Annotated in this window: 10 protein-coding genes and 1 other annotated feature; of the genes, 1 reads left to right on the forward strand and 9 read right to left on the reverse strand. The window is 36.7% G+C overall.

Annotated elements, in window-relative coordinates; translation table 11 throughout:
• Positions 1-107: 107 nt before the first annotated feature.
• Genes pepF through EJN90_RS01685 form a run of 4 tightly spaced genes read right to left on the reverse strand, consistent with a single transcriptional unit; the run spans position 108 to position 4,688 of the window.
• On the reverse strand, positions 108-1,925 hold the full coding sequence (pepF, locus tag EJN90_RS01670; protein ID WP_126108573.1) for an oligoendopeptidase F: 1,818 nt from the start codon (positions 1,923-1,925) through the stop codon (positions 108-110).
• Positions 1,926-1,949: 24 nt separating this feature from the next.
• Positions 1,950-2,867, reverse strand: coding sequence for a ketopantoate reductase family protein (locus EJN90_RS01675; RefSeq protein ID WP_126108574.1), 918 nt, complete (start codon positions 2,865-2,867; stop codon positions 1,950-1,952).
• A gap of 23 nt (positions 2,868-2,890) precedes the next feature.
• Positions 2,891-3,814, reverse strand: coding sequence for an AEC family transporter (locus EJN90_RS01680; RefSeq protein ID WP_126108575.1), 924 nt, complete (start codon positions 3,812-3,814; stop codon positions 2,891-2,893).
• A 22-nt stretch (positions 3,815-3,836) separates the two neighbouring features.
• Positions 3,837-4,688, reverse strand: a complete 852-nt coding sequence (locus tag EJN90_RS01685; RefSeq protein ID WP_227872547.1) for a pyridoxamine kinase — start codon at positions 4,686-4,688, stop codon at positions 3,837-3,839.
• A 245-nt stretch (positions 4,689-4,933) separates the two neighbouring features.
• Between EJN90_RS01685 and EJN90_RS01690 the strand changes: the two genes are divergently transcribed.
• Positions 4,934-5,434 (forward strand): ECF transporter S component, encoded by a 501-nt coding sequence (locus tag EJN90_RS01690; RefSeq protein ID WP_126108576.1) that lies wholly within the window; start codon positions 4,934-4,936, stop codon positions 5,432-5,434.
• A 260-nt stretch (positions 5,435-5,694) separates the two neighbouring features.
• On the opposite strand, the gene EJN90_RS01695 is transcribed toward EJN90_RS01690, so the two are convergent.
• From EJN90_RS01695 to EJN90_RS01715, 5 genes are all read right to left on the reverse strand, one after another.
• Positions 5,695-6,543, reverse strand: a complete 849-nt coding sequence (locus EJN90_RS01695; protein ID WP_126108577.1) for an alpha/beta hydrolase — start codon at positions 6,541-6,543, stop codon at positions 5,695-5,697.
• Positions 6,544-6,617: 74 nt separating this feature from the next.
• Positions 6,618-8,924, reverse strand: coding sequence for an RNA polymerase recycling motor HelD (gene helD / locus EJN90_RS01700; RefSeq protein ID WP_164543968.1), 2,307 nt, complete (start codon positions 8,922-8,924; stop codon positions 6,618-6,620).
• Between the two features lie 155 nt (positions 8,925-9,079).
• Positions 9,080-9,964, reverse strand: a complete 885-nt coding sequence (locus EJN90_RS01705; protein WP_126108579.1) for a homoserine O-succinyltransferase — start codon at positions 9,962-9,964, stop codon at positions 9,080-9,082.
• A 1-nt stretch (position 9,965) separates the two neighbouring features.
• A complete protein-coding gene (locus tag EJN90_RS01710) occupies positions 9,966-11,246 on the reverse strand; it encodes an O-acetylhomoserine aminocarboxypropyltransferase/cysteine synthase family protein (RefSeq protein WP_126108580.1) in 1,281 nt (426 codons plus the stop codon).
• Between the two features lie 63 nt (positions 11,247-11,309).
• Positions 11,310-11,560, reverse strand: a binding site (T-box leader).
• A 78-nt stretch (positions 11,561-11,638) separates the two neighbouring features.
• The gene (locus EJN90_RS01715; protein ID WP_126108581.1) at positions 11,639-12,850 is read right to left on the reverse strand and encodes an acetyl-CoA C-acetyltransferase; all 1,212 of its coding nucleotides are present in this window, start codon (positions 12,848-12,850) and stop codon (positions 11,639-11,641) included.
• Positions 12,851-12,871 lie beyond the last annotated feature (21 nt).

Genomic DNA, 12,871 nt, shown 5'->3' on the forward strand with positions numbered 1-12,871 from the left:
TTCTAGGAAAAATGTCAACACTTTTTCTCATTTATTCTTAATTCAAAAACACATCTCTTATTAATGTTAAATACTATGTTATCTCACTCAATCTGTCAAGTAACTTTTTATTTTTGCAGTTCTTTTGATAATTCTTTGATTCTATTTACAGCATCATCTAGGTATTGAATAGTATCTTTTAATGGTTTATCCGTTGTAATATCAACGCCGGCAATTTTTGCTGCATCAACGGGAATAAAGCGTCCACCTGTTTTCAAAAATTCCATCCAACGATTCGTAGCTGCTTGCCCTTCTTCTTTTATCTTCAGAAATGCTTGTGTTGCAATTGTCAAACCTGCGGAATAGGTATAAGAATACAATCCCATATAATAGTGGATTTGCCTCATCCATGTTAGTTCTGCACCTGGATTGATTTCTACAGCATCTCCCCAAAAATCTTCCAATACTCTTCTCTTAATTTCGCTTAATTTTTGCGCATCAAAGCTCATTCCTTGATCTACCAATTTATATACTTCTCTCTGATAAGCAGCTTCTAAAAGGTGTGTTACAAAATTATGGAAATAGGTATCTGTCAGCATTTTAGTTAACGCAAAACGTTCCATTCGTGGATCTTCCGTTTTTGCTGTTAAAGAATCAGTTAATAATAATTCATTGAACGTAGAAGGAGCTTCAATTAAGTAAAGAGACGGTCCTTCATCTAAAATAGAATTGTGCTTATTGGCAAGGATTGATTGTCCGGCATGCCCTAATTCATGAATCAATGTATACACATTACTTAAGTGATTGGTCCAAGACATCAAAATATAGGGATGGGCTTTTTCGCCTAGAGAGCTGCTACAGAAACCACCTGTTGACTTCCCTTTATTTTGAGCAAAGTCAACCCAGCGTTCAGGATAAGCTTTCATGATCATCTCGGTGTATTCTTCTCCTAAAACAGAAATTGCTTCTTCAACCATTTTCTGTGATTCTTCAATTGTAACGGTTGGAGAATATTCAGGATCCAAATCGATTTTTAAGTCTGCGTAAGTTACTTTATCCAAAGCTTGTACTTCTTTTAAATGTGTCACATATTTTTGCATGACCGGTGCCAAGTCAGACATGATTACATCAATTTGACGATTGTACAAATCACGATCAACTTCTTGATCGTATAGTAAATAGTCAAAAATAGAATCAAATCCTCGCATAGTAGCAATGGTTTTTTCTGTTTGAAGTTTTGTATAGTAAGCGGCTGCAACAACATTTTCATATTTCTTCAAAACACTGGAAAATTTATCAAAAGCAGCTCGACGTATGCTTGTATCTGTATGATACATATAGTGGTCTTCATACAAAACAAAGCTCAATGGATATTCTTTTCCATCGACAGTAAACGTGCCAAAATCCATATCAGCTAGTCGTGCTTGTTCGTAGATATCACTTGGCGCGTTTAAAGTTGGTGACAATTGTGCCAAGGCTTTTTCAACAGCAGGATCTAATTGAATCTTTTTGTTTGCTTTTATGATTCGAATAAAAGAATTGTATTCAGGTGCTTCTTTTGCAATATCATCTAATATTTCATCCGATACTTCTGTAATTTCTGATTGGAAAAACGAGAGTGAGGCTGATAAGTTAGCACTGGTAATACTCATTTTGCGAGACAACTGTGTGTTTTCTGGATTTGTTAAATCAGTTGTTTCTGGTAGAAATGCATACTGATTTGTTAAAGAGTATAATTCTAAAATTTCTTCATAGTCTTTTAAAGACTTCAATATTATTTCTTTATTTGTTAGCTTTTCTGCATATTTCTTTTCAAACGCAGTAACTAAAGTTTGTAATTTTTCAATCGCTTGATCAAACGCTTCTCTTGTTGCAAACAGTGCTGTTAAATCCCATGTTAAATTTTCAGCTACTTCATTACGATGTTTCATTTCTTGTGTTTCCATTTGCGTCTCTCCTGCCTTTATCTTTTAAGAATAAGCTGCTTCGATTTCTTTGATTTTTTGGTATAAAGATTGGTTCGTCGGCGCTTCTATTTTGTGAATTTTTGCCTTAGCAAGAACAGTTCCGGCGAATAGCTCCACTTCCGAATAACGTTTTGCGATACCATCTTGTCGCATGGATGGCATATTTTCTGGAGAAAGTGTTTCTAATAACTCTAAATTATCTTGTAAATCTTGTTCGGTCAAATTGATTCCTTCCGCTTGGGCAATCGGCATGACTTCCTGCATCGCTTGAATCATTAACTCTCGACTGGAGCCTTCCTTTTGAACATCTCCGTAGCTTCCTTCTGTCACCATAAGTACTTGATTAATACCTACATTCATCATAAACTTTTTCCAAATCCGATGTTGAATATCTTGTTCTATTGTGTAAGGAAATTCAGTTTGATCAAAAAATCTGCTGACTGCCTCTAGTTGTTCTTGTTTAGACAGCTGATCAATCCCGATACGCAGTTCTCCCATTCGCGTATAATTTAACTGGTTGTCCACCCGGACAGCATCCATTCCTTGAGAAACACAATGGATGATATTCTCTTTCCCAAATGCATCAGCCAGGACTTCCTCACTAGAAATTCCATTCAAGACAGAAATAATGATTGTTTTTGGTCCGATTTGATTACGAGCAGTTTCTAATCCACTCTGCAAGCTAGTTCCTTTCACGCAAAATAATATCAAATCAGCTGGCTCTGTTTTTTCATTCTCTTCAACATAATAAAAAGAACATTTCTGGCGATTTGCAAAAATACCTTCTTCTTCGTATTTCTTTTTTCGATTTTCATTTACAACGATGCGGACATTTTCTTTGCCGATTTTTTTGCTAAAATGATTCGCATACATGATTCCAAGAGCTCCTAAGCCGACGATAGCTATGTTTTTAATTTTCATTTGTATGTCCTCCTCCAGTTCATTTATCGAAATAAAATACTTATTAAAGGAATGGTTAAAACAGATATAACCGTTGATAGAAATACATATCCAGTAGCAAGTTTTGTGTTTCCACTATATTGCGTCGATAAAGTAACTGCCATCGTGGGCCCCGGCATAGCAGCAATCACGATTAACACACCTAAGATCATTTCATTTGAAATAAAATTACGTAATACGAACCAAAGCAATATCGGAATCAATAACATTCTAAATACTGCAAAAAGATACAACTTCACGTTTCTTATTGCTGCTAATAAATCAATATCTGCCATAGAAGAACCTATGAGAAACATAGCGAGAGGCGAAGTAATATTTCCTAAACTCTCAGTGGCCTGAGTAAGGATACTTGGCAGCTGAATATCAAAAAAGAAAAAGAACAATGCTAATACAGATGCAATCGTTGCTGGATTTGTTAAAATCACTCGCCAACTAATTGTATTTAATCGTTTCCCTTTTGTAATCATATAAATTCCAATGGAATAAAGGAGTAGATTATTTGGAATATTGTAAATAGATGCATAAAATAAAGCTCCTGTTCCAAAAATTGCTTGAACAACCGGGAAACCCATAAAACCATTATTGGCAAAAACCGTTAAAAATTGAATAATTCCTTCTTCATCTGGCTGAACCTTAAATATTTTTGGCGTAATAAGTGCCAATCCGATGAACAGCACATAGGAAAAAACGGCCATGATCAAAACAAATATACTATCAAACTTTGACCCTACCTTAGCTGCTCCAGATGTAGAAGAAATAATTAATGCCGGTACAGTCACATAATTGATCAATGTTGCAAAATTTAAGTTTGCATGCTTTTCTAATACTCCTGTCTTAGCAACAATATAACCAACGACCAAAATGAGCATCAATACGAGCATTTGATGTAGAACGACTCTTGGATCCAATGACTTCACTCCTTAAATTGATTCATTGATACAATTGTTCCATCAAAAAGGGTAAATCAGTTTCAAATTGCACGCCATATTTCAAGTCAATACCACTATCCAATGTACGAACAATCACACGATTTACATATTCTACTGCTGTTTCTGTTGCTAACTGTAATGACTTTTCCTGAAAAAGAAAGCCAGCTACTACGCTGCTGAATAAATCTCCCGTTCCGTCAAAATGCCCTTCATGATGAGGCCCTGCCGCGTAAGCATATTCCTTTGTTTCATGATGATAGCTTGCTGCACCCACATTCTTTTCATCAAACCGAACTCCTGTCAATATAACAATTCCCCGGTTAAGAGATGCTAATTCTTTTAAATAATCTTTTACTTCTTTTTCTGTATAGGGACCGGGATGATAGCTTCGCTGAAGTAAAAAGCTTGTTTCAGTAAGGTTGGGGATTATCACGGAAACTTCCCGACAGAGCTTGCGAATTTCCTCCACATATTCATCATCAAAGCCAGCATATAAAAATCCATGATCCCCCAAAACAGGATCTAATACCGTTAATCCACCTGGCTTTAAAAACTCTTTAATAATATATTGGATTAATTCAATTTGTTCTGTTGAACCCAAATAACCAATCAAGATACCATCAAAAGATATTTTTAATTTCTTCCAATGTGTTAGTATTTTTTTTATTTCAGAAGTTAAATTCAAAAAGGTATAATCTGAAAAACCGACACCTGTGTGAGTACTCAATAAGGCAGTTGGCAGTACATTTACTCCGTTATTTAAGCAACTTAAAACCGGAACCGCAACATTTAACGAAATCCGACAACTGGCGGATATATCTTGTATCACTAACACTCGTGGTTGACGCATCATTTTCCTCCCGCCTATTGTTTGTAAAATAATCCTACAAGTTTCATTGTACCAAATGTTTTTATCCTCTGCTCTCTATTTTTTAGAAAAGGGAGTCAAGTCTATATTGGTTCGATAGAAATTCAGGATATCGTTACTTGGGACATATTCAAGAAAGCCTTTACATAGGATTGCTAGTAAAAATAATCAGTGTGTCGCATTCAAAGCATGCTATAATAGTTGAAAAGTTTCTAAAGGTGGTTGAATTTATGGATAACAATAACAAAAAAACACATCGTATTGTTCTTTTCGCTTTATTTGCCTCATTAACCGTTGTAATGACGCTGCTCTTTCACTTCCCCATTCCCTACGCACAGGGATATCTAAATATTGGAGATGCTGTAGTATTACTGGCCGCTTTAGTAATGGGACCTGGCGCTGGTTTTTGGGTAGGCAGTATCGGGAGTGCTTTAGCTGATATGATTGCTGGTTATGCAATGTATATTCCTTTTACTTTTTTTGTTAAAGGCTTGGAAGGCTTCTTTGCCGGATGGTTATTTAACAAGACGCAAAAAATTACACTTTCGGTAGCTCTGGCTGCGTTCTGGATGGCGGTTGGCTATATTTTTGCGGATTGGTTTTTATATGGATTACCTGCTGCAATTGCTGCATTTCCAATGAATTTATTGCAGGGCGCTGTCGGCGCACTTACTTCTGTTATCCTGTTTCGTATAATTGGACCTATTTTTAAAAATAAATTTCATTTGTAAGAAGCTATAATAAACGGCGGGAAATAAAGATTTTCAAGCTCATTTTCCTGCCTGAAGGTCTTTATTTTTTTAGAATAAAGATCTTCACCGCTAAATTCTCTATTGAACATCTTTATTTTTTGAAAATAAAGATGTTCAGACTCAAAGTCATACTTGAAAGTCTTTTTCTATAAAAGTCTAAGAAATAGGAAAGCATCAATAAAAAAGCAATCCGAGAAGTTTTTACTTTTCGGATTGCTTTTTGTCATACACTGCTAAATTCACAAATTTTCTAGCCAATCTATTATTTTTGTGTATACTTCCTTGCCAATTGCATCAGTTGTCGTCCGATCAAAATCATGTTCATCAGAAACGATTGTCTCCAGAAATGCACCAGGAATGGTTTCAGCCATTTTTTTTGAAATCCGATAAGGAACATCTGGGTCTCCATTGCTGGCAGCTAGAAATGCAGGAGGCAGCTGGCTTAATTCTGAATTGGAAAGTGTGTAGTTCGATGGCTTGTCTTCAGAATTCAGTATTTCCTTTATCCAATTTCCTGCTTGACGATAATGAATATATATTGCAAAGCGTGTTTCTTTGAGCCCGTTTACAACCGGCTTTCCTTTGGTTATTCCCTTTACAAGACGGTCCTCAACCTTTGGAAACGTAAGGTAATGGCGACTTGGTACTCGGAAACTAGCTTCTTGTAAGGTATGAAAGCCATAAAGCAACAGCAAAGCTTGAGGTTTCTGCCTCATTCGTTGAGTAACTTGAACAGATAAGTACGCTCCTGCTGAACGTCCGAACAAAATATATTCGTTTGAATTTAAACTCAGCTCATCAGAATAATGCAGGAGAAACCAGTCTATTCCTTCTATTATTTTCTGTATCATTACATCTAATTTTACCTCTGGGGCTAGGGGATATTCCAAAGTAACAAAGTCATACCCAGCCTCCAATAGCTGCTTCAAATAAGTTTCTGGAAGGTCGTCTGCCGTTCCATAAACAAATCCCCCGCCATGCAGATATAAAATCGTTTTATTTTTCCTGTTCGTCTCTGCAAGATACAAAGTTAAATGAATCGGCACACCTTCAATTGAACCGTAAGATACTACTCTGCTATTTTGCATCCTTTCCTCCTATCTTGCTGGTTAACATTGCAGCAATTTCTGGCATTCCTAATGGAAAGAAAAAGCAATCCGAATTACTTATTCAGATTGCTGCTCCCACCCTCAACTTCAATAGTTTCCTGTCCATGCAAATAAGTAGATGGATCAATTCCTTTTAATAGTTCCGTTTGTTCGTTTGAAACGACCAAATATAATTGGTGCATCGCACGACTAAAGATTGTGTACCAAATTTGTTGGTAACTTTCTTTTGAAAGTCCTTTTAAGATTTCATCCGTACCTAATCCTATTGCTACATCAAATTCTAATCCTTTTGCCAAACTAATCGGCATCAAAATTACTTGTTTGTTCAAGAAATCATTTTCATCATATATTTTTTGGTAATCGATGTTCCAGTCATCTAGATAAGAAGCAAAGGATTCTGCACCCTTAATGGTCGGTGACAGGAACGCAATTCTTTCCCCCTTCTCGATTCTAGAAAGAATGGTTTGTCTTATTTTTTCTGAAAAATCAGTCTGATTCGCGTAAAATACAGCTGGCTTTTCCCTTGAACGAATTGGTTTTGCTGTTCGTTCCGGCAAGCTAGCAAATTGATCAGCAAACGCCATTATTTCTCTTGTAGAGCGATAACTTGTGAGTAATAAATGACTCTCAATTTCCTCTTCTTTGAAAATCTGATGTAATTCTTGATTACTTAAACGATTTTGCCAAATATTTTGATTTAAATCGCCAGCCATCACATATTTCGCTCTTGGATAAAGGTCTTTTAGCAGTTTTAACTGGAATGGAGTGATATCTTGGATTTCATCAATACAGATGTACTGATAAGAATTCTGCTGCATAATTCCTTTCATCTGGAGCAATAATGCATAGTAGGCCGTCATATCTTCCATTGAAAACTCTTTTTCTTTTAGCATTTCAACTACTTCTTTTACATGTTCTTGCCAATCATCCTTGCTGACATTAAATTCTTCTAAGTTAATTAACTGAGGAATGACTCTTAAAAAATGAATGTACTGAGCTAAAAAACGTATATGACTTTGACTGTTAATTTTCTTTTCGACCGTCAGGAAAGCTTTCGCAACAATTTCTTTTCGGATATTTCCTTCCATCTTTGTAATATCATGCGTCTGTCTTTCAAATTGATGCATACTTGCTGCCGATAAATGTTGCAGTTCTTCGTCTACCCATTCTGCATCCACTGCTTCTTCTTTTAATATTTCTAGCTTTTGAAGAAGTTGAACCCTCAAAATCTCTAATTTAGCCGCTAGTGAACCTTGACTATGGATGGTTTCATAGTAATATTCGATTTCTTCTTTTGAGATCAGTACTTCGTCGTGTAAAACAATATCACGGAATTTGAGATGTTTTTTCTTAAGCAAACGACTATAGCGTTGCAAAGCATCGTAAAATGGCAAGCTTCCTTTTACAGCTCCGTATGAAGATGCTGCTCCTACATCTGACCGCTTCAACGAAAATGAGGGAAGCCTTCTAGTAATAAACTGCGAGAACGTATTCCCTGCTACATCCCATTCACCTAGAGACGGCAGTACCTGAGAAATATATGCTTGGAAAATTCGATTCGGCGAGAAAAGTAGAATATCCTCTGCCTTTAAAAAATTGCGGTAAGCATAGAGTAAATAAGCAATTTTCTGCATCATTACGACTGTTTTACCCGAGCCCGCTACCCCTTGAATAAGGACGTTTTTAGATGTAGACTCACGTACAATTCTATTTTGTTCTTTTTGAAGTGTCGCAATTACCGGCCCCATTAGGTTGGAAGAACTAGACTCTAATACTTCAAGTAAATAAGGATCTCCCATAACATTGTCTGTATCAATCATTCCTGTTATGGTAGCATTTCTCACTCGAAATTGTCTTTTTAAATCCACTTCAAAGGCTTCTATATGTTCTCCGAAGCGAAGCTTTACCCTATCTCCCACATTTCCCTCATAATACAATGCAGAAATAGGAGCACGCCAATCGACAATCAAGTTCTCTTCTTTATCAAAAAGGGAACCAATCCCTACATAAATTTGTTCTTCTTCTTTTTCATTCACATTATGATAATCAATTCGACCAAAATATGGATCTTCCTGCATTTTTTCAAGTACGGCTCTTCGATTTTGTACTTGATTCAATTCGTTACTTTTGATTACTAAATTCTGTTCAAATTCTCGAAGTTCTCCTGAAGATTCCCACATTGCTTCATTCGAGCTATTATTTATTTTAATAGACGATGATTCTTTCAGAAGTTCTTTTTGTCTTTCTAACTTTTCCGTATACTCGTATGCAAGTCTTTCTATTTCTTTATCAATAACAGAGACTACATGATCCATACGGCTTTGTTCTTTTTCTAATTCAAGATTTTCATTCCTTACCATTGGGTAATCTCCTTTCATAATTAATATGTATATGTCTAATCTTTTTTTGCGTAACATATGAAATTATAGCATTTTTTCAGCATCATTTCCATTCTTGACGCTGAAAAAGAGCCTCTGAAGCTGAATACATTCAACTTTAGAGGCTCTTTATTATCTTAACCTTTTTTTTGATATAGTTCTTTTATCCAATTAGACCATAGCAGCCTGCTACTACATCGCCAGTTTAAAATTGGATCCATTTTAGTTTTCTCATCGCAGTAGTAATTTTCTGGCATAGAAATATCTTCTCCTTTAGCTATATCTCGATTATATTCATTTTGTAAGGTGTCTCTTTCGTATTCTAAGTGACCAAAAACAAATAAATCTCGTTTATCATTTTTTACAATCATATCTGGACCATACTCTTGATGGCACGACAAAACTTGCAAATCATCTATTTTGCAGAGTTCCTGATAATCAATGCGAGTATGGCGAGATTGGGGAACCGTATACTGTTCAGGGAACCCTTTCAAATAAGGATGTTGCTTATTTTGTATTTGATACTCAAAAACGCCAAATAATTTTTGAGGTAATTTTTTTTTCTCGATTTGATAATAGTAGTTCAATGCAAACTGCGCGCCCCAACAAATGAAAAAACGATATGCAGCATGCTGCTGTGACCATTGTAGAATCTCTTTTAATTCTTCGTTGTAAGCAACTTCCTCAAATGAAAGATGCTCGACAGGAGCACCTGTAATGACTAAACCATCAAAGTGCTGATCTTTTATTTGAGGAAAAGTTTTGTAAAATTCTTCCAAATGTTTTTTCGTGACATTCTTGCTTTCACGAGAAGTTAAGTAAATAAACTCAACTTGTATGGGCACCTCGGTATCTCCTAGTAATCGCAGTAGCTGGCGCTCTGTATCCTCTTTCGTCGGCATCAAATTAAGTATCAAAACTTTTAAATACTTCGAACATCGAGGCAAATCGTCAGAGAACTCAATCCCCTCGCTTGTCAATGGAACAATAGCAGGAAGTCCTTTTGCTACAATAAGAGGCATCTTAAATCACTCCTAAACCTTTTTCTAGATCTGCAATAATGTCATCGATATGTTCCAGGCCAATTGAAACACGAATGGTTTCTGGCTTCACACCACCCAAAGCAAGCTCTTTTTCCGTTAATTGACTATGGGTCATTGAGGCTGGATGTACAACGAGTGATTTTGCATCACCAACATTTGCCAACAGTGAAAATAATTCCAACGCTTCAATAAACTTGATTCCAGCTTCGTAGCCGCCCTTCACTCCAAAGGTAAAAATCGCCCCTGCTCCTTTTGGCAGATACTTGTTTTTCAATTCATAATAAGGATTATCAGGCAATCCTGCAAAATCAACCCATTCAATTTTTTCATGGTTGTTTAGATACTCAGCAACCTTTTGAGCATTCTCGATATGACGATCCATTCTTACAGGCAAAGACTCCAACCCCTGCGCTAACAAGAAAGAATTAAACGGAGAGATGGCAGCACCTGTGTCTCTTAATAAAGAAGTACGGATTTTCGTAACAAATGCACCAGGACCAAAAACATCTGCAAAAATCATTCCATGGTAAGAATCATCCGGTTCGCTCAATCCTTTGAACTTATCATTTTGTTTCCAATCAAATTTCCCACTTTCAACTATTACACCGCCAATACTTGTTCCATGTCCGCCAATAAATTTCGTAGCAGAATGAACAATGATATCCGCTCCAAATTCAATTGGCCGGCATAAATAGGGAGTCGCAAAGGTGTTATCAACAATTAAAGGTATCCCATTTTTGTGAGCAATATCAGCTAGTGCTTCAATATCTTCCACATTTCCTTCTGGATTTCCTATTGTCTCAATAAAGATTGCTTTTGTATTTTCCTGAATAGCATTTTCAACATTTTGTAAGTCTTTCGTGTTTACAATGCTGACATCCACTCCGTAATTTTTAAAAGTATGGGTAAATAGAGTATGTGTGCCGCCATATAAGCTAGAGGTAGAAACAACATGATCACCGTTATGTGCAAGGGTCAAAATCGCATACGTGATGGCAGCCATTCCCGATGCGACTGCTAACCCTACAGAACCCCCTTCAAGCTCCGTAACACGAGCTTCAAAAGCACCCGAAGTTGGATTCATTAATCGCGTATAGATATTGCCGCCTTTTGCAAGGGCAAATTTATCCGCGCCATCTTGCGTATCTTCAAATACAAAAGATGTTGTTTGATAAATAGGTAATGCGCGTGCTCCAGTTGTTGGGTCTACTTCTTGTCCAGCATGGATTGCTTTTGTTTCAAACTTGTATTCGTTAGTCATGATTATTTCCCCCAGTTTATTAGTAGTCTATATACAAAAAGCTTTCATCCTTTACGAAAAAACGTAAAGGATGAAAGCTTTAATCATGGTACCACCTTTATTCGTAATGCTATCACTAGCATTACCTCACAGAGTACGTTCTAAAAAGAATGATACTCATACTCTGTAACGGGAGTCCCCGAATAACTCTTGCAATTTTGCTCGAATTACTTCTGCTCAAAGACCATTTTCAATAATTCTGTTTAACTTGTTTTCACCAAACACAAGCTCTCTAACTAAACATCCTTATTTACTTATCTCATCATCGCGACTGTACTATTCAGCTGTTGATTAAAATCATATTAGATTAACATTAAAATGTCAACATGTTTTATTTTTATAGAATTACTTTTTTAGAGATCCATATTACGAATAACAATGGCTGTACCCATTCCTCCACCCACACACAAGCTAGCTAAACCATATTTTAACTGTTTTTTCTTCATGATGTGAATCAAAGTAACTAAAATACGATTCCCGCTTGCTCCTATTGGATGTCCGAGTGCAATGGCTCCGCCATTTAAATTCAATTTTTCCATCAATGATTCTTTTTCAACATTGAATTCTTCTGTTAGCTCTTGTATAACTCCTAAACTTTGAGCCGCAAAAGCTTCGTTTAATTCCATTACATCAATATCGTTAAAAGTAAGCTTCGCTTTCTCCAATACTTTTTTTATGGCGGGCGTCGGCCCTAGTCCCATCAAAGCTGGATCCACGCCGGCTTGAGCAACAGCTACTATTTCAACTAAAGGATGGATATTATTTTCTTTTAAATAGCTTCCACTTACAACAATTGTGGCACTCGCGCCATCGTTTATTCCGGATGAGTTTCCAGCTGTCACGCTACCCTCTTTTAAAAATGCTGGTCTTAATTTTTCTAATTTTTCTAAATTCGTCGTTCGATTCGGGTACTCATCTTGTTCTACAACAACGATACCTTTCCTCGAGACGATTTCAACTGGCACGATTTCATCCACAAATTTCCCGGAATCAACTGCGTCAATTGCTTTTTGTTGAGATTCCAAAGCAAATTGGTCTTGAGCTTCACGAGAAATATTATACTTTTTCACGATGTTTTCTGCTGTTATTCCCATATGATATCCTTCAAAAGCATCTGTTAAACCATCATGCAGCATATGATCAATCACTTCAAAATTCCCCATCTTATGGCCTGTCCGATTCTTTTCCGGAATTAGATGGGGTGCTTGGCTCATCGATTCAACCCCTCCAGCAACGACTACACTGGCTTCTTCGGCGCGGATATTTGAATAAGCATCCATGACCGCCTTCATGCCACTGCCACATGCAATATTTAAAGCAGTAGCGGGAATGGTCACTGGAAGCCCCGCTTTAACAGAAGCTTGTCGAGCTACACCTTGTCCTTGTCCAGCGGGTAAAACATTTCCCATCAATACTTCATCCACGTCACTGGCTTTGATATTACTTTCTTCTAGAGCAGCCTTAATTGCAAAACTTCCCAATTCACCTGCTGACAAATCTTTTAAAGAGCCTAAAAACGAACCGATTGGTGTGCGCTTTGCTCCCACAATATATACTTTCTCCATATTTTCCCCCTATACCCCTAA

Origin of the sequence: Jeotgalibaca ciconiae (assembly GCF_003955755.1) — a bacterium.
Taxonomy (GTDB): domain Bacteria; phylum Bacillota; class Bacilli; order Lactobacillales; family Aerococcaceae; genus Jeotgalibaca; species Jeotgalibaca ciconiae.

What these genes read in the sequence shown, in the direction of transcription:
- pepF (WP_126108573.1), bottom strand. Translation starts at nt 1,925, where the DNA reads ATGGAAACACAAGAAATGAAACATCGTAATGAAGTAGCTGAAAATTTA.
- EJN90_RS01675 (WP_126108574.1), bottom strand. Translation starts at nt 2,867, where the DNA reads ATGAAAATTAAAAACATAGCTATCGTCGGCTTAGGAGCTCTTGGAATC.
- EJN90_RS01685 (WP_227872547.1), bottom strand. Translation starts at nt 4,688, where the DNA reads ATGATGCGTCAACCACGAGTGTTAGTGATACAAGATATATCCGCCAGT.
- EJN90_RS01690 (WP_126108576.1), top strand. Translation starts at nt 4,934, where the DNA reads ATGGATAACAATAACAAAAAAACACATCGTATTGTTCTTTTCGCTTTA.
- EJN90_RS01695 (WP_126108577.1), bottom strand. Translation starts at nt 6,543, where the DNA reads ATGCAAAATAGCAGAGTAGTATCTTACGGTTCAATTGAAGGTGTGCCG.
- helD (WP_164543968.1), bottom strand. Translation starts at nt 8,924, where the DNA reads ATGGTAAGGAATGAAAATCTTGAATTAGAAAAAGAACAAAGCCGTATG.
- EJN90_RS01705 (WP_126108579.1), bottom strand. Translation starts at nt 9,964, where the DNA reads ATGCCTCTTATTGTAGCAAAAGGACTTCCTGCTATTGTTCCATTGACA.
- EJN90_RS01710 (WP_126108580.1), bottom strand. Translation starts at nt 11,246, where the DNA reads ATGACTAACGAATACAAGTTTGAAACAAAAGCAATCCATGCTGGACAA.
- EJN90_RS01715 (WP_126108581.1), bottom strand. Translation starts at nt 12,850, where the DNA reads ATGGAGAAAGTATATATTGTGGGAGCAAAGCGCACACCAATCGGTTCG.